This window comes from Streptomyces sp. NPDC015130, assembly GCF_043080005.1.
Classification (GTDB): domain Bacteria; phylum Actinomycetota; class Actinomycetes; order Streptomycetales; family Streptomycetaceae; genus Streptomyces.
In genome coordinates, this window is sequence record NZ_JBIBVC010000009.1 from 288,554 (window position 1) to 311,799 (window position 23,246).

Sequence of the window (23,246 nt, forward strand, 5' to 3'; positions counted from 1 at the left end):
GGCAGGCCAAAGGCGTACACTACCGGCCTTTCACTTCCGCGTCTAAATTCGCTCCGGCAGCGGGTTCCCCGCCTCCTCCACCGCGCGCCGCACCGGGACCCGGGCGAGCAGGACGAAGCCGACAGCGAAGAAGATCACGAGAGAGATGATGGCATCTCGATAGCTGCCGGTCAGCTGATACGCGAGACCGAACACGAGTGGCCCCAGCCAGCTCAGCCCCCGGTCGCTCATCTCGTAGGCCGAGAAGTACTCCGCCTCCTTGCCGCGCGGCACCAGATGCGAGAAGAGCGAGCGCGACAGGGCCTGGCTGCCGCCCAGGACCAGACCGATCGCGGCCGCCAGGCAGTAGAAGAACACGGGCGCGTCGGCCGGCAGGAAGTAACCCGCCACGAGGATCAGCGTCCAGACCGCCAGCGAGGCGAGGATCGTCCGCTTGGCGCCGTGCGTCCGGGCGAGTCGCCCCATCCCCAGCGCACCCGCCACCGCCAGCACCTGGACCAGCAGCACCGCCGTGATCAGCGTCGTCTGGTCGAGGCCCAGCTCCTCCGAGCCGTACACCGAGGCCTGTGAGATCACCGTCTGCACGCCGTCGTTGTAGACCAGATAGGCCAGCAGGAAGGAGAGCGTCAGCGGATGGCGGCGCATGTCCTTGAGGGTCGCCCGCAGCTGCCGCCAGCCACCGCCGACCCCGCCCGCCCGCGCGGCCTCGCCGCCCTCCGCGCGGACGTGCCGGTCACGCAGCCGCCGCAGCGGAACGAGGGTGAAGGCGCCCCACCACACACCGGCCGAGGCGAGGCAGATCCGGACCGCCTCGCCCTCGGTGAGGCCGAACGAGTCGTGGCCCGAGTACAGGACCAGGTTCAGGACGAGGACCAGCGCGCCGGACGTGTAGCCGAAGGCCCAGCCCCGCGAGGAGACCTTGTCCCGCTCGTCCGGCTCCGCGATCTGCGGCAGGTAGGCGTTGTAGAGCACCATCGACACCGCGAGCGAGGCGTTCGCCACGATCAGCAGGAAGGTGCCCAGGAGGTAGCGGTCGCCTTCGAGGAAGAACATCCCCGCCGTGGCCGCGGCCCCCAGGTACGCCGCCGCCGCGAGCAGCGGCTTCTTCCGGCCCGTACGGTCCGCCACCGCGCCCACCATCGGCATCGCCAGCACCGCGATCACGATCGAGGCGGAGACGGCGTAGGCGAAGAGCGAGCCCGCCCGCACGGGAATCCCGAGCGGGTGCACAAAGCCCTCGGCGTCGGCCGCCGCCCGCGCCACCGAGGTCAGGTACGGCCCCAGGAACACGGTGACGACGGTCGTCGAGTACACCGAGCACGCGAAGTCGTAGAAGTACCAGCCGCGCTGCTCGCGCAGCCGTTCGGCGGGACCGGCGGCGTACTCCTCCGGTTCGGTGGTGTCTGCGGTCAAGGCCGCGCCCCCTCGCTCGTCCCCGTGATCCGCCCCGCGTCGGCTCGACGCGCGCTCAGACCCACGCCCCCCGCTCGGTCAGCACCGAGCGCAGCGTCTCCAGATGATCGGTCATGATGCCATCCACGCCCAGGTCGAGGAGAGAGTTCATCCGCTCCGGATCGTTCACCGTCCAGACATGGACCTGGAGCCCGCGCGCATGCGCCTCCCGGACGAAGCGACGGTCGACCACCGGGAAGCCGGCCTGGCGCTCCGGGACCTGCGCGGCCACCGCGCCCGCCCGCACCGCCGCCGGGATCCCCAGCGAGCGCAGCCGGAGTCCGACGACCCCGCGCACCCCGAACGAGGTGGCGAGCCGGGGGCCCGCGAGCCGCTGGGCCCGCGCCACCCGGGACTCCGTGAAGGACCCCACGCACACCCGGTCCCAGGCGCCGGTCCGCCGGATCAGGTCCACGAGCGGCTCCAGGGCCGACTCGGTCTTGAGGTCCACGTTCCAGCGGGCCTCCGGGAACTCCTCCAGGAGGTCGGCGAAGAGCGGCAGCGGCTCCTGGCCGGCCACGCGGGCCTCGCTCACCGCCGCCCACGGCAGGTCGCGGATCCGGCCGGAGGCGTCCGTCACCCGGTCGAGGGTCGCGTCGTGGAAGGCGACGAGCACACCGTCCGCCGTCGTGTGCACATCGGTCTCGAAGTAGCGGTAGCCCGCCGCGGCGGCCCGGCGGAAGGCTGCCGCGGTGTTCTCCAGGCCGTTCGCCGTGCCGCCGCGGTGGGCGAACGCGAGGGGGGAGGGGTGGTCGAGGTAGGGGTGGCGTACGCGAGTCACGGGCGCAGTATGGCCTGTCCCGGTGTCTCGGGGGCGACCTCCGGGCGGACGGCCGTCGGCCGGGCGGCGGCCTCGGCGGCCACGGAGCGGTCGGATTCCGGCCGGACGGCGGGCGCTGAGCCGCCGGATTCGAGGCGGGGCGCGGCCTCGGGGCGGTCCGTGGCTTCGAGGCGGGGCGCGGCCTCGGGGCGGTCCGTGGCTTCGGGGCGGGGCGCGGCCTCGGGGACGGCGAACCAGCGCAGGAAGTACTGGGCGAGCGGGCCGATCGCCAGCGCGTACAGGACCGTGCCGACGCCGACCGAACCGCCGAGCACGAAGCCGGTCGCGACCACGGCCACCTCGATCGCCGTCCGCACCAGCCGGATCGACCGGCCGGTCAGCCGGTGCAGACCGGTCATCAGCCCGTCGCGCGGACCGGGACCGAACCGCGCCGCGATGTACAGGCCGGTGGCGACCCCGTTCAGGACGATGCCGAGCACCAGCAGCGGCACCTGCCCGGCCAGGCCGTGGACGTCCGGGACCAGCGCCAAGGTGCCGTCCATCGCCACGCCGATCACGAAGACGTTGGAGACGGTGCCGAGCCCCGGCCGCTGCCGGATCGGGATCCACAGGAGCAGCACCGCAGCCCCGACCACGATCGACACCACACCGATGGTCAGCCCGGTCTTCTCGGCAAGCCCCTGGTGCAGGACGCCCCACGGTTCCAGCCCGAGCCCGCTGCGCACCAGGAGCGCCGAGCTCACCCCGTACAGCGTCAGGCCGACGTACAGCTGGACGAGCCGGCGGGTGAGGTGCCGGCCGTGGAGGCCGGAGGCGATGGACAAGGGACTGCCCCCCAGAGTGGTGGTAGTGGACTGACTCATGACACTCTGTGGCGGGGTATCCGGTGCCAACCATGGCCAATTCGATGAAGGTGGACTGATTTCGATGGCTCAGTGGACTTCGGCGGTGGGGCCCGCTCAGCTCGCCCGGCAGCTCCAGGCGCAGCAGCCGCGGCCCTCGGCACCCGGCACGCGGAAGCCGCCCGCCTACCGCGCCCTCGCCGACGGCATCCGCCTCCTCGTGCTGGAGGGCCGCGTCCCCGTCGCGGCCCGGCTGCCCGCCGAGCGGGAGCTCGCCGTCGCGCTGACCGTCAGCCGGACGACGGTCGCCGCGGCCTACGAGGCGCTGCGCGCCGAGGGCTTCCTGGAGTCCCGCCGCGGGGCCGGCAGCTGGACGGCCGTACCGGCCGGGAACCCGCTGCCCGCGCGTGGCCTCGAACCGCTGCCCCCGGAGGCACTGGGCTCGATGATCGACCTCGGCTGCGCGGCGCTGCCCGCGCCCGAGCCCTGGCTCACCCGGGGCGTCCAGGGCGCCCTGGAGGAGCTGCCGCCCTACGCCCACACGCACGGCGACTACCCGGCCGGGCTGCCCGCGCTCCGCCAGATGCTCGCCGACCGCTACACGGCGCGCGGCATCCCCACGATGCCCGAGCAGATCATGGTGACGACCGGGGCCATGGGCGCCATCGACGCCATCTGCCACCTCTTCGCGGGGCGCGGCGAGCGCATCGCCGTCGAGTCGCCCTCGTACGCCAACATCCTCCAGCTCATGCGGGAGGCCGGGGCCCGGCTCGTCCCCGTCGCCATGTCGGAGGGGCTCGGCAGCTGGGACATGGGCCGCTGGCGCCAGGTGCTGCGGGACGCGGCGCCCCGCCTCGCGTACGTCGTCGCCGACTTCCACAACCCCACCGGCGCGCTGGCGGACGAGGACCAGCGGCGGCAGCTCGTGGACGCGGCCCGCTCGGCCGGCACGGTCCTCGTCGTCGACGAGACCATGACCGAGCTGCACCTCGACGACGACGTGGAGATGCCCCGGCCGGTCTGCGCCTTCGACCCGGCGGGCTCGACGGTCCTGACGGTCGGCTCGGCCAGCAAGGCCTTCTGGGCGGGCATGCGGATCGGCTGGGTCAGGGCCGCGCCCGACGTCATCCGCTCCCTCGTGGCCGCGCGCGCCTACGCGGACCTCGGCACGCCCGTGCTGGAGCAGCTCGGCGTGAACTGGCTGATGGGGACCGGCGGCTGGGAGGAGGCCGTGAGCCTCCGGCGCGCGCAGGCGCGCGAGAACCGGGACGCGCTCGTCGCGGCGGTCCGCAGGGAGCTGCCGGAGTGGGAGTTCTCGGTGCCGCGCGGCGGGCTGACGCTCTGGGTCCGCACCGGCGGGCTCTCCGGCTCCCGGCTCGCCGAGGCGGGCGAACGGGTCGGCGTCCGGGTCCCCTCGGGTCCGCGCTTCGGCGTGGACGGGGCCTTCGAGGGCTTCGTCCGGCTGCCCTTCACGGTCGGCGGCCCGGTCGCCGACGAGGCCGCCGTCCGGCTCGCCGCCGCCGCGCGGCTGGTGGAGTCGGGCGCGGGCGGGGGAGTGGAGCCGCCCCGCTCGTTCGTGGCGTAGGGCGTAGGGGCGCAGGCACGTCGTTCGTGACGTCGGGTGTCGGGCCCCGGGCTTCGGTCCTCCGTCCGGTGAGCGGAGAGAACGGCGAGCGGAGAAAGGCCGAGAGGCCGGTACGGACCCGGGGTCCCTACCGGCCTCTCGGCCTGTTCTCGGCGCGCCTCAGCCCTCGGCGGCGACCGGCGCGTGGCGGGGGGCCGGCTCCCCCTCGTAGCGGGCGACGGGGGCCGCGACGTCGGGTTCGTGGCGCGGCGGGGCCGGGGCCTGGGCGGGCGCCGGGTCGGGTGCCGGGGCCGGGGCGTGGGCCTGGGCGGGCGCCGGGGCGTGGGCCTGTGCCGCCTCGACCGCCGTCACCGCGGCGGCCGGCACCGTCTTGAGCGTCGTCGTCTCGAATCCGGAGCCGTCGTGGCCGGCCCGCTCGAAGTCGGTGGACCCGAAGCCGGACTCCTCGAAGTCGGCGGACTCGCGGCCCGCCGTCCCGAAGCCGGCCGCCCCGACGACCACGGCGTCCACCGCCGCGCGGCGTTCCGGCAGGAGTGCGAGGACCGCCTGGCGGTGCGCCTCGCTCGTCGCGTCGTCGTACGGGTCGGGCGTCGCCGGCACCTGCAGCCGCAGGACCGGGCCCGTACCGAGGCGGGCGTAGCCACGGCCCGGCGGGACCTGGGGCGTCGGCGTCGTGTGCGGCGCGACCCCGAGGACGGACTCGATCTGCTCGGAGGAGGCGGGACCGAGCACGATCCGCGCCCGGGTGTGGCTCAGCACCGTCTCGCTCAGGGTGTCCGTGCTGTCGAACTGCTCCGCCACCACCACCGTGACCTGCGCCGCGCGACCGTGCCGCAGGGGCACCTGGAGCAGCTCCTGCGGGTCGGGGCGGCCGTCGGCGGCGGCCAGGTGGCCGAGGACGCCCGGCCGGTCGAGGAGGATCCACAGCGGCCGCCGGGTGTCCTCGGGTGCGGGGTGCCCCGCCTGCCGGGCGCGGTTGGCGGCGATCAGGCGGCGCTCCGTCTCCTGCGCCGCCCACTCCAGACCGGCCAGGGCGCCGGAGAGCCCGCACTCGACGGCGAGGACCCCGTCGCGGCCGGTCAGGCAGGCGTACTCGCCGGTGCCGCCGCCCTCGACGATCAGGACGTCCCCGTGGGGGAGGGCCTGGAGCGCGATCGAGCGCAGCAGGGAGGTCGTGCCGCTGCCGGGCTGGCCCACGGCCAGCAGGTGCGGTTCGGCGGAGCGGGGGCCGGTGCGCCAGACCACGGCCGGGGCGTCCTCCGTGCCGTCCGCCGCGACGACGGGCACGGTCCGCTGCACGGAGTCCCCGTCGGTGAAGCCGAGGACGGTCTCGCCCGGGACGGTGACGAAGCGCTGGGCGGCGATGGTGGTGGGCAGGGCGGGCAGCACGCTCATGACGAGCCGGTTGCCCTCCTGGTCCCAGTCGAAGTGGTACTCGCGGCCGCGGCCCGACTTGGCGTGCAGCAGCTGCTCGACCCGGGCGCGCGCGGCCGGGTCGCCGTCGGTGAAGTAAGGGGGGTACGCGATCCTCAGCCGGGTGGGGCGCCCGTCCTCGTCGAAGGCGAACTCCCCGAAGGCGCCGCTCCAGTCGCCGCCGTGGGCGAAGAGCGGTGCGGGGTCGTCGGGGACGGAGAAGTACGGCACGAGGGCCTCGTACAGGCCTTTGAGCCGGGCGATCTCCGCGTCGTCGGGCCCGGTCTTCACGACCGGGCGTTCGCGCCCCTTCCACGCGGCGGCGCCCATGAGCGTGACGAGCGCGAGGAGTGGCCCGTACGGCACGAGGGCGACGACGAGGACGCAGGCCGCGACCAGGAGCAGCGTGGGACCGCGCCGCTCCTTGGGGGTCGCGGCCCACTTGGCGCGCGCGGTCGCGGCCAGCTTCCGCAGACCACGGGAGACCGTGATCAGCGGCTGGAGCACATCGGTGGCGCTGTCGGCGGCCGTGCGCGCGATCTCTCGGCTACGAGCGATCTGCGCGCTGCCGCTGCTCAGAATGCGGGGGAGTGGTCGCCGGGCCACGTCGTACTCCTGGTCTCGTGGAAGGGGCTGGTGGAGGGGGCAGGGTTCGGGCGCCCCCTCGGGGCGTCAGAACTTGATTCCGCCCAGGAGACCGGCGAGGCTCTGCCCGCCCGCCGTGATGCTCGGGGCGATGGCGGTGCCCGCGAGGTAGAAGCCGAACAGCGCGCTGACGAGGGCGTGGGAGGCCTTCATCCCGTCCTTCTTGAAGAACAGGAAGCAGATGATGCCGAGCAGGACCACGCCTGAGATGGACAGGATCATTTGGTGTTCTCCTGGTTGAGGGGACAGTCACCATGAGTCCTTCCAGGTTCACGGCAAGTATCTATGTGACTAAAGGTGCATTAGGGTGAAATTCGGCTGATTTCACTGCACCGGCGCACGGCGGATGCCTCGTCGGGTGGCGAAAAGCCGGTGGTGCGCTAGAGACGGGCAAGGCCGGATCGCGGTGATCTTTGCCTCGTCGGGGCGCGGTCATGTCGCCCGACGGGCAGTACCCTGTCGATTCACTCGTACGGCCGCGCTTGCCGTGCGCAGGTCAACACTGCAGGAGAGAGGCGGTTCCACCCGATGAGCGAGACTCCGGATCCCGAGGTCATCGAGCTGGCTTCCAAGGTCTTCGACCTCGCACGCACGGGGGACGCCGAGGCCCTGGCCGCCTACGTCGACGCGGGCGTCCCCGCGAACCTCACCAACGACAAGGGCGACTCCCTCGTCATGCTCGCCGCCTACCACGGCCACGCCGCCGCGGTCTCGGCCCTCCTGGAGCGCGGCGCCGACGCCGACCGCTCCAACGACCGCGGCCAGACCCCGCTCGCGGGTGCCGTCTTCAAGGGCGAGGACGCCGTCATCCGCGCCCTGCTCGCCGGCGGAGCGAATCCGGAGTCCGGGACTCCGTCCGCCGTGGACACCGCTCGCATGTTCGGCAAGGCTGAGCTGCTGGAGCTCTTCGGATCCCGGTGAACGGGCATTGAACCCCAGGTGAGAGCAGGGTCGTAAATGTGGTCGCGGTGGCGAAATGGGTGGGTCATCATGACGTCGGGCCCGGCCAACCGGGCCACCGACGAGAGGCAGAGGAAGATGGTCACTGGCAAGCGCAGGACGACGAGCGGCCCCACATGTTGCCGCACGGCCTAGGCGTACAGCGATGTATCGCCTGACCCGGGTCATCCCGGTCTCCCCCGGTCGTGTCGACAGCTTGATGTGAGGCGTCTTCCATGTTCGATCCATCCATAGCGCCGAGCGGCACCCTGCTCGGCCTGCTGCAGAGGGGCCGCGGCGACGGCACCCTGCACGCCCTCGCCGCGCCTCGGGCCGAAGCCCTCGCGGCCCTCAACCACTGCGTTCTCACCGACCCCCGCCACGACTGGCAGGTCGAGAACCGCTCCCTCTACTACGCCCGTCTCTACCTGGACCTCCACGGAGGTCTCGACGAGATCGAGGCGCACCTCTTCGGCGTCGAGGACCACCTCGACACCGAGGAGTCCAGGACCGGGCTCGCGCTCTCCGTCCTCGGGCACCTCGCCTCCTACGGCCGCCAGGACGCCCTGCTCCTGCTCCGGCGCTACGCGGCGACCGGCACGAACTGGGCCTGGGCCCTGGACGAGCTGGCCCTCCGCGACGACGACGCCGGGCTCCGCGGGCTCGCCCTGCCCGTGCTCGCCCGCTTCCCGGCCGACCCGGCCGGCGAGGCCGAGCTGGCCGGCGTCGTGCGCGACGCCTTCGAGCCCCGGCCCTGGCGGCTGTGGGCCGACGACCCGCGCGAGGCCGTGGGCGCCCGGGTCAGGGCCGCCCAGGAACAGGGATCCTTCGACCGCTGGCAGCGCCAGATGCGCCCCGCGGGCCCCCGCCCCGGCTGGAGCGTCCGCGCCGTCCTCGACTGGGCGCAGGAGGGGTACGAGCGAGGTGCCGTGCTGTACGGCCCCGCCGCCCGCTGCCTCACCGCCGTGGCCGGCCCCGAGGACCGCCCCGAACTCCTCGCCGCCGCCCGCGACGGCTCCACGGGAGCGCGCGGCGCCGCGCTCCACCACCTCGCCGAATCACGGGACCCCGCCGTCCTCGACCTCGTCGAGGCCGCCGTCGACGAAGGCTCCGGCCCCGTCGCCGAGGCCGCCGTCGCCGCCTACCGGCGCATGTGCGGCGAGGACGCGGTCGCCCGCGCCCGCGCGTGGGTCCGGCGCACCGACGAGCTCGGCACCGCGGCCGCCGAGGTCCTCGCCTGCCGTGGCACCGCACAGGACGCCGGCCTCGTCCTCGGGGCGCTGCGCGCCACCATCCGCTCCGCCGGACCCGACGCGCCCGAGCTCGCCGTCCTCGTCGACGGAGCGGGACGCCTCGACATCGCCGTCGCCGCACCGGCGCTGCGCCACGTCTACCGCGAGACGTCCTCCTCCCAGCTGCGCGGCCGAGTGGCCCGGGCCCTCGCCGCCACCGACCCCACCTTCGCGACCGGCTTCGCCGTCGAATGCCTCTGGGACTGCGAGGAGACCACCCGTGAGGTGGCCGCCCAGCACGCCGAGACCGGCGACGTACGGGTCGCCGAGCGGCTCCGCCGCCTCGCCGCCGACCCGGCCGAGGAGGCCGAGGTGCAGACGGCGGTGCGCAACCGGATAGGGCCGGACCTCCAGGTGTGACCCGGTCCCGTACCCCTCCCCAGGCCTGACCCCTCCCCAGGTCTGATCCGGTCCGGACCGACCCACCCCGTCGCCCGGACCCCGGGGCGGCGCGGCCTGCGGCGGAGATCCCGCCGATCGTGGCCCCGCCCCGGGCGACCGGGCGTCCGCCGACCGGACGCCCGGCGGGCGTTCCGGCCGCCACGGCGAAACGCTCATGGGACGTTCCCCCACCGTCCAGATCGACGTCGGCGGGTACACGCCAAGCGGGACGACAACACCCGTATGCGTGTCGTCATCGTCACAGAATCCTTCCCTCCCGATGTCAACGGTGTGGCGCACTGCGCCCTCCAGACCGCGCGCCACCTCGTCCGCCGGGGCCACACCCCGCTCGTGATCGCCCCCGCCGTCGCCGACCCGGCTGCGGACACCGACGCCCCCTGCGCCGTCGTACGGGTGCCCTCCCTGCCCCTGCCCGGCTACCCCCAGGTCCGGGTGGCCCTGCCCAGCCGCCGGGTCGCCGCCGCCATCGCCGCGCACCGCGCCGACCTCGTCCACCTCGCCGGACCCTTCGTCCTCGGGGTGCGCGGCATGACGGCCGCCGCCCGGCTCGGCATCCCCGCCGTCGCCGTCTACCAGACCGACCTCGCCGGATACGCCCGTACGTACGTGGGCACCGGCGAGGGCGCCGCCTGGCGCAGGCTCCGCGCCGTGCACGGCGCCGCCGACCGCACCCTCGCCCCGTCGTCCGCCGCCGTGCGCGACCTGGAGGCCCACGGCATCGGCCGCATCCGGCTCTGGGGGCGCGGCGTGGACACCGTCCGCTTCCGCCCCGGCCTGCGCGACACCGCCCTGCGCCGCGAACTCGCACCCGGGGGTGAGCTCCTCGTCGGCTACGTGGGCCGGCTCGCGCCCGAGAAGCGCGTGGACCTGCTCGCCGGGATCCGCGGGACACCGGGCGTCCGGACCGTGGTCGTGGGCGACGGGCCCAGCGGGCCGGGGCTGCGCGCCGCCCTGCCGGACGCCCGGTTCCTGGGCCGCCGCACCGGCGACGACCTCGCCCGGATCTTCGCCTCGCTCGACGTCTTCGCCCACACCGGCCCGCACGAGACGTTCTGCCAGACCGTCCAGGAGGCCATGGCGAGCGGCCTCCCGGTGATCGCCCCGGCGGCCGGCGGGCCGCTGGACCTGGTCGACCACGGGCGCACCGGGCTCCTCGTACCGCCCGGCGACCCGGACGCGCTGCGGGAGGCCGTCACCGCGCTCGCCGCGGCTCCGGAGGTGCGCGCCGCCTACGGCCGGGCCGGCCGGACCGCCGTGGAGGGCCGCACCTGGGAGGCGCTCGGCGACGAGCTGATCGGCCACTACCGGGAGGTCCTGCGCGAGCGGACGGCGGTGGCGGCGTGAACGGCGGCCGCACCGCCGACGGAGGGGCCGCCGCCCCCGCCCGCGGCGGACCGGGCGGCGGGCTCCGTATCGTGCGGCTCGCCAACTTCGTGACCACCACCTCCGGCGGCCTGCGCACCGCGCTCGACCAGCTGGGCCGCGGCTACCTCGCCGCCGGGCACGAACCCGTCCTCGTCGTCCCCGGCGAGGCCGCGAGCGACCACCGCACCGAGCAGGGCCGGGTCATCACCCTCCCGGGGCCCGTCCTGCCCGGCACCGGCGGCTACCGCGTCCTCGCCGACCGGCGCCGCCTCGCGCGCCTCCTCGACGGGCTCGCCCCCGACCGCGTCGAGGTCTCGGACCGCACGACCCTGCGGTGGACGGGGGAGTGGGCGCGCCGCGCCCGCGTGCCCTCGGTGATGGTCTCCCACGAGACGGCGGACGGGGTGCTGCGCACCTGGGGCGTTCCCCCCGCGCTCGCGGCCCGGGCCGCGGACCGCCTCAACCGCCGCACGGCCTGGGCCTTCGCCCGGATCGTCTGCACCACGGAGTGGGCGGAGCGCGAGTTCCTGCGGATCGGGGCGCGCAACGTCGTACGGGCTCCGCTCGGCGTCGACCTGGAACGCTGCCGGCCCGGCCGCCGCGGCGCCGTGCCGCGCGCCCGGTACGCGGACGGGGAGCAGGTCCTGCTGGCGCTCTGCTCGCGCCTCTCCGTCGAGAAGCGGCCCGGCACCGCCCTGGACTGCCTCGCGGAGCTCCGGGCAGCCGGGGTCCGGGCGGCGCTGGTCGTCGCGGGCGACGGACCCCTGCGGGGCGCCCTGGAACGGCGGGCGCGGGAGCGGCGCCTCCCGGTCCGGTTCCTCGGGCACGTCGCCGACCGGGAGACCCTCGCCGGCCTCCAGGCCGCGGCGGACGTGTGCCTGGCCCCGGGGCCCGCGGAGACCTTCGGCCTCTCCGCCCTGGAGGCGCTCGCCTGCGGGACGCCGGTCGTCGTCAGCGCCTCCTCCGCCCTCCCGGAGGTCGTCGGGACCGCCGGGGCCGTGGCCGCCGACACGCCGGAGGCCTTCGCGGCCGCCGTCCGGGAGGTGCTCGCCCGCCCGGAGGCCGCCCGCCGGGCTGCCGCACGCGCGCGTGCGGAGGGTTTCACCTGGGAGCGGTCGGTCGCCGCGTTCCTCCGGGCCCACGACGCACCGCCGACACCGGCCTCCCTTCCGGCACCGGCGCCGGCATCTCTTCCGGCACCGGCGCCGGCCTCCCTTCCGGCACCGGCGCCGGCATCTCTTCCGGCACCGGCACTCGCACCTGTACGGGCCGCAGCATCCGTACAGACCCCGGCCCCCGTACAGGCCCCGGCCCCCGTACAGGCCCCGGCCCCCGTCCCCGTACCGGCACCCACCCCCGTACCCCCGGGCCCCGGCCCCTCGCACGCCGAGGAGGCACGCCGATGACGGTCGAGTCCCTCGGCGGCCGGACTGAGGCGCCTGCCCGGCCCGGAACCCCGGACGGTCCCGTCCGCTTCGCCGTGCTCGGCGACTCGTTCAGCGAGGGCGTCGGCGACCGGGTGAACGGGGTCTGGCGCGGCTGGGCGCCCCTGCTGGCCGAGGGGCTCCCGGTCGACGGCCGGCAGACGGTCCTCCTGAACCTGGCCGTCGCCGGCGCCCTCAGCCGGGACGTCGACGAGCACCAGCGGCCCAGGGCCGTCGCCTTCCGACCGCACCTCGCCTCCGTGGTCGTCGGGGTCAACGACACCCTCCGCCGCACCTTCGACATCGAAGCCCTCGCCCACCGCCTCGACCGCGTCCTCGCGGACCTCGCCGCCGCCGGCGCCGTCCTCCTGACCTCCTGCCTGCCCGACCCCGGGCGGATGCTCGGCCTGCCGCCGCCCCTGGCCCTCCCGCTGGCCCGCCGCCAGCGCTCCGTCAACGCGGTCGTGCACGCTCTCTCCGACCGGTACGGCACGGTTCACCTCCACCTCGCCGACGACACCTGGACGGAGGACCGCACCCTGTGGAGCGCCGACCGGCTCCACCCGGGCGAACGCGGCCACCGGGCCGTCGCCGCGGACTTCCACCGGCTCCTCACCGCCCGGGGACTCGCCCACGGCACACCGCCCGCGCGGGAGCCCGCGCAGCCGCCGCCGACCCGCACCGAGGCTCTCCTCTGGCTCGCCACCGCCGGTACGGGATGGGTGCTGCGCCGCAGCCGCGACCTGCTCCCGCAGCTGCTCCTGCTCGCCGGCGCCGAGCTCCGCCACTGGGCCGACGGCACCGGCACCGAACCCCTCGACGCGCGCGCGGACGCCGCCCTCGCCGCCGCGCTCACGGCCACAATGGGGAGATGAACGGGCGCTGGGAGTTCTGGATCGACCGGGGCGGCACCTTCACCGACGTCGTCGGACGGCGGCCCGACGGACGGCTCGTCACCCGCAAACTTCTCTCGCACGACCCCGTACGGCACCAGGACGCCGCCGTCGCCGGGATCCGCGCGCTCCTCGGCCTGGACCCCGGCGAACCCGTCCCCGCCGACCGGATCGCCGTCGTCAAGATGGGCACCACCGTCGCCACCAACGCCCTCCTGGAGCGGCGCGGGGAACCGACCCTCCTCCTCGTCACCGAGGGCTTCCGCGACGCCCTGCGCATCGCCTACCAGAACCGGCCCCGGCTCTTCGACCGGCACATCGTGCTGCCCGAGGCGGTGTACGCGCGCGTGGCCGAGGTCCCGGAGCGCGTCGACGCCCACGGCCGGCTCGTGCGTCCCCTGGACGAGGCCGCCGTCGCCGAGGCGCTCGCCGCCGCCCACCGGGACGGCCTCCGCTCCGTCGCCGTCGTCCTGCTGCACGGCTACCGCCACCCCGCCCACGAGACCCGGATCGCCGAGGCCGCCAGGGCCGCCGGCTTCACCCAGGTCAGCTGCTCGCACGAGGTCAGCCCCCTCATCAAGCTGATCCCGCGCGGCGACACGACCGTCGTCGACGCCTATCTGTCGCCGATCCTGCGCCGGTACGTCGACGAGGTCGCCCGTGAACTCGCCGGGATCCGCCTCATGTTCATGCAGTCGAACGGCGGCCTGCGCGAGGCCGCCCACTTCCGTGGCAAGGACGCCGTCCTGTCCGGACCGGCCGGCGGAGTCGTCGGCATGGCCCGCACCTCGGCCCAGGCCGGACACGAGCGGGTCATCGGCTTCGACATGGGCGGCACGTCCACGGACGTGTCGCACTACGCGGGCGCCTTCGAGCGTGAACTCGGTACACAGGTCGCCGGGGTGCGGATGCGGGCCCCCATGATGAGCATCCACACCGTCGCCGCGGGCGGCGGCTCCGTCCTCCACTACGACGGCCGCCGCTACCGCGTGGGCCCCGACTCGGCGGGCGCCGTCCCCGGCCCCGCCTGCTATCGCCGCGGTGGACCCCTCACCGTCACCGACGCCAACGTCATGCTCGGCCGCGTCCAGCCCGCCCACTTCCCCGCCGTGTTCGGCGAGACCGGCGACCTGCCCCTGGACGCCGAGGTCGTACGGGAGCGGTTCACGGCCCTCGCCGAGGAGATCGGAGGCGGCCGGACCCCGGAGGAGGTCGCCGCGGGCTTCCTGGAGATCGCCGTCCTCAACATGGCCAACGCCGTCAAGAAGATCTCCGTCCAGCGCGGCCACGACGTCACCCGGTACGCCCTCACCAGCTTCGGCGGGGCCGGCGGCCAGCACGCCTGCGCCGTCGCCGACGCCCTGGGCGTCGACACCGTCCTCGTACCCCCACTCGCCGGCGTGCTCTCCGCGTACGGCATCGGGCTCGCCGACGCCACCGCCATGCGGGAGCGGTCCGTCGAGGCCGAACTCGCCGCCCCCGGCACGCACGCGCGCGTGAACGCCCTCTGCGCCGAACTCGCCGAGCGGACCCGCGAGGACCTCCGCGCCGACGGCCTGCCGGACGCGGCGATCACCACCCACGCGCACGTGCTCCTGCGGTACGCGGGCACGGACGCGAGCCTCCCCGTCGACCTCGCTCCGGCCGATGCGATGAAAACCGCGTTCACAGCCGTCCACCGGGCGCGGTACGCGTTCACCATGGACAAGCCGCTCGTCGTCGAGGCGGTCTCCGTCGAGGCCGTCGGGCGTGCCGGACCGCACGGCCCCGTCCTCGTCGGCACCGGCGCACGGACCGGCCCCCTCACGCCCCGGACCACCGTCACCACGTACAGCGGCGGCACACCCCACGACACACCGCTCCACCGGCGCGAGGACCTCCGCCCCGGCGACACCGTCGACGGCCCCGCCCTCCTCGCCGAGGCCGACGCCACGACCGTCGTCGACACCGGCTGGCGGGCCACCGCGACCGACGGCGGACACCTCCTCCTGCGCCGCGTCACCCCCCGCCCCGCGCGCGTGGCCGCCGGGACGGACGTCGACCCGGTCCTCCTGGAGGTCTTCAACAACCTCTTCATGGCCATCGCCGAACAGATGGGCGTGCGCCTGGAGAACACCGCCCACTCGGTCAACATCAAGGAGCGCCTCGACTTCTCCTGCGCGCTCTTCGACGCCGAGGGCAACCTCATCGCCAACGCGCCCCACATCCCCGTCCACCTCGGCTCCATGGGCGAGTCCATCAAGGAGGTCCTGCGGCGCCGCGCCGACGACCTGCGGCCCGGCGACGTGTACGCGATCAACGACCCGTACCACGGCGGCACCCACCTGCCCGACGTGACCGTCGTGACCCCCGTCTTCGACGACACCGGCCGTGAGCTCCGCTTCCTGGTCGCCTCGCGCGGCCACCACGCCGAGATCGGCGGGATCACCCCCGGCTCCATGCCCGCCTTCAGTCGCACCGTCGAGGAGGAGGGCGTCCTCTTCGACAACTGGCTGCTCGTCCGGGACGGCCGGCTCCGTGAGACCGAGACCCGCGCCCTCCTCACCGGCGCCCGCCACCCCTCCCGCGACCCCGACACCAACATCGCTGACCTGCGCGCCCAGATCGCCGCCAACGAGAAGGGAATCGAGGAACTGCGCAGGACGGTCGAGGAGTTCGGCGCCGACGTCGTCCAGGCGTACATGCGGCACGTCCGCGCCAACGCCGAGGAGTCCGTCCGCCGCCTCGTCGCCCGCCTCCCCGACGGCACCTGCCGCTACGAGACCGACGACGGCGCGGTCATCCGGGTCGCCGTCCGCGTCGACCGCGAACGCCGCTCCGCCGTCGTCGACTTCACCGGCACCTCATCCCAGCGGCCCGGGAACACCAACGCCCCCACGTCCGTCGTCCTGGCCGCCGTCCTCTACGTCTTCCGCACCCTCGTCGACGAGGACATCCCGCTCAACAGCGGCTGCCTGGAACCCCTGGAGGTCCGCGTCCCGCCCGGCTCCATGCTCGCGCCCGAGCACCCCGCCGCCACCGTCGCCGGGAACGTCGAGACCTCCCAGGCCGTCACCGGCGCCCTCTACGCGGCCCTCGGCGTCCAGGCCGAGGGCTCCGGCACCATGAACAACGTCACCTTCGGCAACGCGCGCGTGCAGTACTACGAGACGGTCGCCAGCGGCTCCGGCGCGGGAGACGGCTTCGACGGCGCCGACGCCGTCCAGACCCACATGACCAACTCCCGGCTCACCGACCCCGAGGTCCTGGAATGGCGCCACCCGGTCCGGGTCGACTCCTTCGCCGTACGGGAGGACGGCGGCGGGCGCGGCCGGTGGCACGGCGGCCACGGGGTCGAGCGCCGCATCCGCTTCCTGGAGCCGATGACGGTCGCCCTCCTCACCGGGCACCGCAGGGTCCCGCCGTACGGCATGGCGGGCGGCGAGCCGGGCGCCCTCGGCGAGAACCTCGTGGAACGCGCCGACGGCACCGTCGAACACCTCGGCGGAGCCGCGACCGCCGAGCTGGGCCCCGGCGACGTGCTGGTCGTGCGCACCCCCGGCGGTGGCGGCTACGGCCCGCCCCCGGAAGACGTCAGCGCACCGGGATGAACCGCACCGGCGTTCCCGGCACCGCCTGCGCCGCCGCGCCCAGATCGGCCTCCCGGACCACCGCCACCACCGGGTAGCCCCCGGTCGTGGGGTGGTCCGCGAGGAAGACCACCGGGCGCCCGTCCGGCGGCACCTGGACGGCGCCCAGGACCATGCCCTCGCTCGCCAGCTCGCCCGGCCGGGCCCGGTCGAGGGCCGGCCCGTCCAGCCGCAGGCCGATCCGGTTGCTCGCCGGCGACACCCGGTACGCGCGCGTGGCGAAGGCGCGCAGGGCGGCGGCGGTGAACCAGTCGTCGCGGGGGCCGAGCCGGACCCGCAGGAGCAGTTCGTCCGGCGGGCCGGGCCACGGAGGAGCGTCGACCGACCCCCGTACGGCCGTGTCCGCTCCCAGCGGCAGCACCGTCCCCTCCGTCAGCGGCGCCGGGCCGAGCCCGGACAGCAGGTCGGTGGAGCGGCTGCCGAGCACCGGATCGACGGCGAGACCGCCGCCGAAGGCCACGTACGAGCGCAGCCCGCGGACGGCCGCGCCGACCTCCAGGAGGGACCCGGCCGGCACGCGGACCGCCGTCCCCCAGGCGGCCGGGCGCCCGCCCACCCGGACCGGGCAGGGCGCCCCGCCCACGGCGACGGTCACGGCGCACCGGGGGCGCAGCGCGCACCCGTCGACGGTCGTCTCCAGGACCGCCGCGTCCTCACGGGCGCCGACGTTCCCGACGAGCCGGTTCAGGAGCCGTACGGCACCGGGGTCGAGGGCGCCCGAGCGGGGCACGCCGAGGTGCGCGTACCCCACGCGCCCCAGGTCCTGCACGGTGGTCAGCGCCCCGGCCCGCACCACGGCGACGGCACGGTCGGTCATCGCCCGCCCTCCGCGGAGCCCCCGGCCCCGCCCATCGCCGCGGCCGAATCCCCGGCCCCGCCCACCGCCTCGGCCGAGCCCCCGGCCCCGGTCCCCGGCCCGCCCACCGCCGTGAACCGCACCCGGGTCCCGGGGGCGAGCAGCGCGGCGGGCTCCCGCCCCGTGTCCCACAGGACCACGTCCGTCGTGCCGATCAGCTGCCAGCCACCGGGGGAGGAGCGCGGGTACACACCCGTGTACGGCCCGGCCAGGGCGACGGACCCGGCGGGGACGGCCGTCCGCGGGGTGGCCCGGCGCGGCACCCCGTACCGCTCGTCGAGCCCGGTCAGATAGCCGAAGCCCGGCGCGAACCCGCAGAAGGCCACCCGGAACTCGGTCGCCGTGTGGACGCGCACCGCCTCCTCGACGGACACCTCCCACAGCGCCGCGACCTCCGCCAGATCGGGCCCGTCGTAGCGGACCGGCACCTCCACCGCCGCGCCCATGCGCGCGTGGAGCGGCCCGACCTCCCAGCGGGGCAGCTCGGCCGCGAGCCGACCCGGATCGTCCACCCCGTCGAGCAGCACCGTCCGCGCCGCCGGCACGATCTCCCGTACGCCGGGGAGCGCCCCCGCTGCCCGGCGCCGCAGCAGCTCGGCGTGGAAGGCCTCCGTCTCCGCGCCGCCGGCCAGCTCCACCAGGAGCGCCCGGTCGCCCACGCGCAGCGTCCGCACGCTCATGCGAAGGCCTCCACACGGACCCCGGAGGCCTCCAGGCGTTCCCGGACCCGGCGGGCCAGCTCCACCGCGCCGGGGGTGTCCCCGTGCAGGCACAGCGACCGGGCCCGGACGGCGACGGAGGTCCCGCAGTGCGCCGTCACGACCCCGGACCGGGCCATGGCCACCGAGCGCTCCACCACCTGGGCCGGATCGCTGACGACGGCCCCCTCCTGCCCCCGTGGCAGCAGGGAGCCGTCCGCCCGGTAGGCCCGGTCGCCGAAGGCCTCGGGGACGACCGGAAGTCCGGCCTCCGCCGCGGCCTCGTGCAGCCGGGACCCCGGGAGCCCCAGCACCGGCAGCGTCCGGTCGGCGAGCAGGACGCCGTCGACGACCGCCGCCGCCTGCTCCTCGTCCAGGACCACGCGGTTGTAGAGCGCGCCGTGCGGCTTCACGTACGAGACGCGCGAGCCGGCCGCCCGCGCGAAGACCTCCAGGGCGCCGATCTGGTACGCCACCTCGGCGGCCAGCTCCGTCGCCGGGACGTCCATCGCGCGCCGCCCGAAGCCGGCCAGGTCCCGGTAGGAGACCTGGGCCCCGATCCGTACCCCCCGTTCGGCCGCGAGCTCGCAGACGCGCCGCATGGTGGCCGCGTCCCCGGCGTGGAAGCCGCAGGCCACGTTGGCGCTGGTGACGACGGAGAGCAGCCGCTCGTCGTCGGTCAGCGTCCAGCGGCCGAAGCCTTCGCCGAGGTCGGCGTTGAGGTCGATCGAGGCCCAGGTCATGTGGTGCTTCCTTTCTCACCTGGTCGTGCGGTGGTGCGGTGGTGCTGTGCTGCGGGTCCCGCTCACACGAGTTCTCTCCCGCGTGTCTCGGGCAGTCCGAACAGGGCCAGGACGGCCAGACCGTAGCCGACGGCGCCGAAGACCAGCGCCCCGCCCACCCCCCAGCTCCCGGCGAGGAATCCGACGAGGGTGGGGAAGACGGCGCCGATCGCGCGGCCGGTGTTGTACGTGAGCCCCTGCCCGGTCCCGCGGACCGGCGTCGGGTACAGCTCGGCCAGGAACGAGCCGAAGCCGCTGAAGATGGCCGACATGCAGAAGCCGAGGGGGAAACCCAGCACGAGCAGCAGGGAGTTCGCGCCGACCGGGATGTTCGTGTACGCGAGGACCGACAGCGCGGAGAGGACGGCGAAGAGCGCGATGTTCTTCTTCCGGCCGAGCCGGTCCGTGAGGTAACCCCCGGTCAGATAGCCCGCGAAGGCCCCGGAGATGAGGAAGGCCAGATAGCCGCCCGTGCCGACCACCGTCAGCCCGCGCTCGGTCTTCAGGAAGGTCGGCACCCAGGTGGCGAGCGTGTAGTAGCCGCCCTGGACGCCGGTCGAGAGCAGGATCGCGAAGAGCGTCGTGCGCAGCAGCGGCGGACGGAAGACCGCCCGGAAGGAGCCGCGGTCCGAGTCGGCGCGCCGGAGTTCGGCCGCCTGCGGGGCGTCCTCCACGTTCCGCCGTACGTACACGACGAGCAGCGCGGGCAGCGCGCCCGTCCAGAAGAGGATCCGCCAGGCCAGGTCCGCGTCGGCGAACTGGAACACCAGGGTGTACGCAAGCACCGCGAGGGCCCAGCCGGCCGCCCAGGCGCTCTGGACGGCGCCGAGCGTACGGCCCCGGTGCTCGGCGGAGGCGTACTCGGCGACGAGGATCGCGCCGACGGCCCACTCGCCGCCGAAGCCGAGGCCCTGGAGTGCCCGGAAGACCAGCAGGGTCTCGTAGTTCGGTGCGAAGCCGCAGAGCACCGTGAAGAGCGCGTACGTGACGACCGTGATCATCAGGGCCTTCACCCGGCCGACCCGGTCGGCGAGGACGCCGGCGAGCGCGCCGCCGACCGCCGAGACGACGAGGGTGACGGTGGTCAGGAGGCCGGTCTGGCCCTTGTCGAGGTTGAAGTACGCGGCGATGGCCACCATCGACAGCGGCAGGGTGAAGAAGTCGTAGGAGTCCAGGGCGTATCCGCCGAACGCGCCGCCGAAGGCGCGCCGGCCGCGCGGCCCGAGGGCGCGCAGCCAGGCGAACGCGCCCGTGTCGTCGGGCTGTTCGCCCCGGGACTGCTGCCGGATCTGTGCCGTGCTCATCTGCACCTCGCAGGAGGGGGAGGCGTGCCTGAGAGACGTACTGGGGAACCGTGCGGTGCCGTCAAGGTAGGGGATTGTTCAACGATCCGACAAGGGGCATGTCGTCCCTTCCTGAAATCCGCAATCTGCGGTTGACTCGGCCGCGGGCGACGGAAGGGACACACACCGTGGATCTGAGTGGTGGGACCGGGGGACTGGCGGACGACCGCGCGCTGCTCGGGCGTACGAGCACGGCGGAGCGGGTCGCGGACATCCTGCGGACCCGGATCGCGGAGGGCTACTTCCCGCCCGGCGTCCGGCTCTCCGAGGAGAGCATCGGCGGCGCCCTCGGTGTGTCCCGCAACACACTCCGCGAGGCCTTCCGGCTCCTCACCCACGAGCGCCTGCTCGTCCACGAGCTCAACCGCGGGGTCTTCGTCCGGGTCCTCGCCGTGGGTGACGTGGACGACATCTACCGCACCCGGCGGCTCGTCGAATGCGCCGTCGTCCGGGGCCTCGGGCAGCCGCCCTACGCCGTCGACGGCCTCGTCGCCGCCGTCGCGGAGGGCGAGGGCGCGGCCCGCGCCGAGGACTGGCGGGGCGTCTCCACGGCCAACATCCACTTCCACCGCGAACTCGTCGCCCTCGCGGGCAGCGCCCGCACGGACGAGCTGATGCGCGGCGTCCTCGCCGAACTCCGGCTCGCGTTCCACGTCGTCGACGACCCGCGCGCGCTCCACGAGCCCTACCTCCTGCGGAACCGGGAGATCCTGGACGCCCTGCGCGCGGGCGAGCGGGCCGCGGCGGAACAGCTCCTCGCCCGCTACCTCGACGACTCCCGCACCCGCGTCGCCGCGGCCTACGCCCAGGCCGTGGACGAACCAACGGGCCCGTGAGTCACCGCTGAGGGCGGGCCCCGGGGTCCTCGCAGGGCGGCCGGACGAGCGCCGACCGCCGCACCCGGGCTTCCCGACCGCCACCCCGCGGTGCTCTCGGTCACGGGCCCGCAGTCCTCTGGTCACGGGCCCGCGGTGCTCCGGGCCACCGGCCGCGGGCTCCCCGGCCGCCGGCCCGGCGGTCTCCGTGAGCCCGGTCTCATCTGCGCCGTTTCGACCGTTGTCAGGTCGAGGACCTAATCTGTCCACCGTGACTTCGCCTGCCTCGACGGACCTCGCTCCGCCCCAGCTCAGCGCGGCGCCGCGGCCCGCGCAGGGCCCGGCCGCCGACGAAGGGCTCGCGCGGCGCCTCCGCGCGCTCGCGTGCACCGCCCCGCTGCACGACCTCGACGCGCGCAAGGCGAACCTGGCCGGCGAGTACACGGTCTACGCGATGGCCGAGGTGGCCCTCTCCGCGATCGACCTCGTCACCCTCAACATGGACTTCGACACCGGCGCCGACCACGAGCAGATAGTGGCCAGGCTGCTGCCCCGCGTCGCCGCCCAGGCCCCCTCCCGCCCCGCCGCGGAGCACGAGCGGGTGGCCCGCTGGGTCCTGGAGAACCTGATCAACGTCGGCAGCGTCGACCGGGGCTTCCGCGCCGTCTACGGCACCTTCGGCACCGACGGGGTCTACGTCCGCAGGGACTACGACTTCAAGCTCATCGAAGAGGTCCCGGGCTACGGGGGCGGGGTCTACCTCCGCACCACCGACGAAGCGGTCAACGTGCTCGTCGGCGCCCTCGACACCGACGTCACGAGCGCCCAGATCGCCGCCGAGGTGAAGCTGGAGGTCCTCATCAGCCGGGGCCGCCTCGCGGACGCGCAGCTCGCCGCCGAGCAGGCGCGCTACCGGACCGTGCAGTACGCGGAGACCCTCCGCAAGACCCTGGAGGCCACCCGCCGCAACGTGCGTGCGGTGGACTGGCTCCAGGCGGTGCCGGACATGATCGACGAGGCCCTCGACCACGTGGCCGACCGCTACCGCCACGAGAACGCGATCCTCACCAACATCCGCAAGGCCCGCGACGAGGCGGAGGACCACGAGCACAAGCGCCGCGCCGCCGAGCTCGTCGACATCGTCAAGGACTGCATCCGGCGCCACACCCAGCTCCAGTCCCGCCTCCTGGAGGCCGGGCCGCTCTTCCGCGCCGAGCAGGACCGGCAGGCCTTCGCCGCCCCCACCGCGTACACCGGCCTCGACCTGTACGGGCAGCTCGTCGCCCCGATCCTGCCGCTCCCCGTCGAGCGGGCGGGCAAGGTCACCGACGCCTTCTTCGCCCATGGCACGGGACTGCGGACCCCCGCCTCCGTCCGCCTCGGCGACCTCGTCGACCTGCTCCTCACCCCGCCCGTGGAGCGCGAGCACCTCGGCGCGGAGATGCCCGAGCCCGACCTCATCGCCACGCCCGACGACTCCCGCTTCAGCGAGGAGCAGCTCGCGAGCGCCATGCGTCTGCTGGACCTGGAGCACGACGCCCCGCGCCGGCTCTCCGGCCTGCTGGCGGAGGCCCGCCTCCTCGACGCGGACCTGCCCTACCTCGTGGCCCTGCTCGCCGTGCACGCGGCCAGCCCGCCGGTCGGCACGGCCTACCGCCAGGGCGAGGAGCGGCTCCTCTTCGCCGTCGACGACGGCACCCCGCTGGACGACCCGGAGTTCGGCGGCGCCGATCTCATCGTCGGTACGGCCCTGCTCGACGCGGTGGGCATGGCCGCGGACCGCTCGGAGTCCACGTGACCCTCACCCCGACCACCCCCACGGACCCCGCCGACCTCCCCGTGGAGCCGCCGACCACGGCCGAAGCGACGGACACCGCCGGTGACACCGACGACGTCGCCGTACCCGGCCCCAGGCCGGCGCCGGCGGCATCCGGGCGGCAGCCCGAGCCGAACCGTGGGCCGGAGCCCGAAGCGGAGCCGGACGCTCAGTCGTACCGGGCTCCGGAACCCGAGCGGGACTCTCGGCCGTACCGGGCCCCGGAAACAGGGCCCGAAGCGGAGCCGGACGCTCGGCCGTACCCGGCCCCGAC

The 23,246-nt window shown here is 75.0% G+C and carries 17 protein-coding genes and 1 pseudogene; 9 read left to right on the top strand and 9 right to left on the bottom strand.

Features of this window, described 5'->3' with window-relative positions; genetic code table 11:
- Positions 1 to 42 precede the first annotated feature (42 nt).
- Genes ACF08F_RS21345 through ACF08F_RS21355 form a run of 3 tightly spaced genes read right to left on the bottom strand, consistent with a single transcriptional unit; the run spans position 43 to position 3,096 of the window.
- On the bottom strand, positions 43 to 1,413 hold the full coding sequence (locus tag ACF08F_RS21345; protein WP_392300086.1) for an MFS transporter: 1,371 nt from the start codon (positions 1,411 to 1,413) through the stop codon (positions 43 to 45).
- 55 nt (positions 1,414 to 1,468) lie between these two features.
- Entirely contained in the window at positions 1,469 to 2,233 is a 765-nt protein-coding gene (locus ACF08F_RS21350) for a glycerophosphodiester phosphodiesterase (protein WP_392300087.1), read from the bottom strand.
- Positions 2,230 to 3,096: a YitT family protein gene (locus tag ACF08F_RS21355; protein WP_392300088.1), complete on the bottom strand. Its 867-nt coding sequence runs from the start codon at positions 3,094 to 3,096 to the stop codon at positions 2,230 to 2,232. The genes ACF08F_RS21350 and ACF08F_RS21355 overlap by 4 nt, the downstream gene beginning before the upstream one ends.
- Positions 3,097 to 3,160: 64 nt before the next feature.
- On the opposite strand from ACF08F_RS21355, the gene ACF08F_RS21360 reads away from it, so the two are divergent.
- Positions 3,161 to 4,660: a PLP-dependent aminotransferase family protein gene (locus ACF08F_RS21360; protein WP_392300089.1), complete on the top strand. Its 1,500-nt coding sequence runs from the start codon at positions 3,161 to 3,163 to the stop codon at positions 4,658 to 4,660.
- A 159-nt stretch (positions 4,661 to 4,819) separates the two neighbouring features.
- Here the strand turns inward: ACF08F_RS21360 and ACF08F_RS21365 are convergent, their stop codons facing one another.
- Complete coding sequence (locus ACF08F_RS21365; protein ID WP_392300090.1) at positions 4,820 to 6,679, bottom strand: hypothetical protein; 1,860 nt, start codon at positions 6,677 to 6,679, stop codon at positions 4,820 to 4,822.
- Positions 6,680 to 6,745: 66 nt separating this feature from the next.
- Entirely contained in the window at positions 6,746 to 6,940 is a 195-nt protein-coding gene (locus ACF08F_RS21370; RefSeq protein WP_015032212.1) for a hypothetical protein, read from the bottom strand.
- A 306-nt stretch (positions 6,941 to 7,246) separates the two neighbouring features.
- Here ACF08F_RS21370 and ACF08F_RS21375 point away from each other — a divergent pair, with 306 nt between their 5' ends.
- The 6 genes and pseudogenes from ACF08F_RS21375 (at position 7,247) to ACF08F_RS21400 (ending at position 16,623) form a co-directional block, all read left to right on the top strand.
- Positions 7,247 to 7,639: an ankyrin repeat domain-containing protein gene (locus tag ACF08F_RS21375; protein ID WP_392300091.1), complete on the top strand. Its 393-nt coding sequence runs from the start codon at positions 7,247 to 7,249 to the stop codon at positions 7,637 to 7,639.
- Positions 7,640 to 7,893: 254 nt separating this feature from the next.
- Entirely contained in the window at positions 7,894 to 9,309 is a 1,416-nt protein-coding gene (locus tag ACF08F_RS21380) for a HEAT repeat domain-containing protein (protein WP_392300092.1), read from the top strand.
- Between the two features lie 264 nt (positions 9,310 to 9,573).
- Positions 9,574 to 10,695, top strand: coding sequence for a glycosyltransferase family 4 protein (locus ACF08F_RS21385; protein ID WP_392300093.1), 1,122 nt, complete (start codon positions 9,574 to 9,576; stop codon positions 10,693 to 10,695).
- A 68-nt stretch (positions 10,696 to 10,763) separates the two neighbouring features.
- Positions 10,764 to 11,888: pseudogene (locus tag ACF08F_RS21390) on the top strand (glycosyltransferase); the annotation flags it as partial.
- A gap of 230 nt (positions 11,889 to 12,118) precedes the next feature.
- Positions 12,119 to 13,015: an SGNH/GDSL hydrolase family protein gene (locus tag ACF08F_RS21395; protein ID WP_392300094.1), complete on the top strand. Its 897-nt coding sequence runs from the start codon at positions 12,119 to 12,121 to the stop codon at positions 13,013 to 13,015.
- Entirely contained in the window at positions 13,012 to 16,623 is a 3,612-nt protein-coding gene (locus tag ACF08F_RS21400; RefSeq protein WP_392300095.1) for a hydantoinase B/oxoprolinase family protein, read from the top strand. The genes ACF08F_RS21395 and ACF08F_RS21400 overlap by 4 nt, the downstream gene beginning before the upstream one ends.
- Here ACF08F_RS21400 and ACF08F_RS21405 read toward each other — a convergent pair.
- The 4 genes from ACF08F_RS21405 to ACF08F_RS21420 form a co-directional block, all read right to left on the bottom strand.
- Entirely contained in the window at positions 16,607 to 17,479 is an 873-nt protein-coding gene (locus ACF08F_RS21405; protein ID WP_392300096.1) for a biotin-dependent carboxyltransferase family protein, read from the bottom strand. The genes ACF08F_RS21400 and ACF08F_RS21405 overlap by 17 nt on opposite strands.
- The gene (locus ACF08F_RS21410) at positions 17,476 to 18,198 is read right to left on the bottom strand and encodes an allophanate hydrolase subunit 1 (RefSeq protein ID WP_392300097.1); all 723 of its coding nucleotides are present in this window, start codon (positions 18,196 to 18,198) and stop codon (positions 17,476 to 17,478) included. The genes ACF08F_RS21405 and ACF08F_RS21410 overlap by 4 nt, the downstream gene beginning before the upstream one ends.
- The gene (locus ACF08F_RS21415) at positions 18,195 to 18,959 is read right to left on the bottom strand and encodes a LamB/YcsF family protein (RefSeq protein ID WP_392300098.1); all 765 of its coding nucleotides are present in this window, start codon (positions 18,957 to 18,959) and stop codon (positions 18,195 to 18,197) included. The genes ACF08F_RS21410 and ACF08F_RS21415 overlap by 4 nt, the downstream gene beginning before the upstream one ends.
- A 62-nt stretch (positions 18,960 to 19,021) precedes the next feature.
- Positions 19,022 to 20,302: an MFS transporter gene (locus ACF08F_RS21420; RefSeq protein WP_392300099.1), complete on the bottom strand. Its 1,281-nt coding sequence runs from the start codon at positions 20,300 to 20,302 to the stop codon at positions 19,022 to 19,024.
- Positions 20,303 to 20,427: 125 nt separating this feature from the next.
- Here ACF08F_RS21420 and ACF08F_RS21425 point away from each other — a divergent pair, with 125 nt between their 5' ends.
- Entirely contained in the window at positions 20,428 to 21,177 is a 750-nt protein-coding gene (locus ACF08F_RS21425) for a GntR family transcriptional regulator (protein WP_392300129.1), read from the top strand.
- A gap of 250 nt (positions 21,178 to 21,427) precedes the next feature.
- Positions 21,428 to 22,954, top strand: a complete 1,527-nt coding sequence (locus tag ACF08F_RS21430; RefSeq protein ID WP_392300100.1) for a hypothetical protein — start codon at positions 21,428 to 21,430, stop codon at positions 22,952 to 22,954.
- Positions 22,955 to 23,246: the final 292 nt, after the last annotated feature.

Bases quoted from the DNA above. Each gene is read 5' to 3' on its own strand.
- ACF08F_RS21355 (WP_392300088.1), bottom strand. From the start codon at position 3,096: ATGAGTCAGTCCACTACCACCACTCTGGGGGGCAGTCCCTTGTCCATC.
- ACF08F_RS21360 (WP_392300089.1), top strand. From the start codon at position 3,161: ATGGCTCAGTGGACTTCGGCGGTGGGGCCCGCTCAGCTCGCCCGGCAG.
- ACF08F_RS21370 (WP_015032212.1), bottom strand. From the start codon at position 6,940: ATGATCCTGTCCATCTCAGGCGTGGTCCTGCTCGGCATCATCTGCTTC.
- ACF08F_RS21375 (WP_392300091.1), top strand. From the start codon at position 7,247: ATGAGCGAGACTCCGGATCCCGAGGTCATCGAGCTGGCTTCCAAGGTC.
- ACF08F_RS21380 (WP_392300092.1), top strand. From the start codon at position 7,894: ATGTTCGATCCATCCATAGCGCCGAGCGGCACCCTGCTCGGCCTGCTG.
- ACF08F_RS21385 (WP_392300093.1), top strand. From the start codon at position 9,574: ATGCGTGTCGTCATCGTCACAGAATCCTTCCCTCCCGATGTCAACGGT.
- ACF08F_RS21395 (WP_392300094.1), top strand. From the start codon at position 12,119: ATGACGGTCGAGTCCCTCGGCGGCCGGACTGAGGCGCCTGCCCGGCCC.
- ACF08F_RS21400 (WP_392300095.1), top strand. From the start codon at position 13,012: ATGAACGGGCGCTGGGAGTTCTGGATCGACCGGGGCGGCACCTTCACC.
- ACF08F_RS21405 (WP_392300096.1), bottom strand. From the start codon at position 17,479: ATGACCGACCGTGCCGTCGCCGTGGTGCGGGCCGGGGCGCTGACCACC.
- ACF08F_RS21410 (WP_392300097.1), bottom strand. From the start codon at position 18,198: ATGAGCGTGCGGACGCTGCGCGTGGGCGACCGGGCGCTCCTGGTGGAG.
- ACF08F_RS21415 (WP_392300098.1), bottom strand. From the start codon at position 18,959: ATGACCTGGGCCTCGATCGACCTCAACGCCGACCTCGGCGAAGGCTTC.
- ACF08F_RS21420 (WP_392300099.1), bottom strand. From the start codon at position 20,302: ATGAGCACGGCACAGATCCGGCAGCAGTCCCGGGGCGAACAGCCCGAC.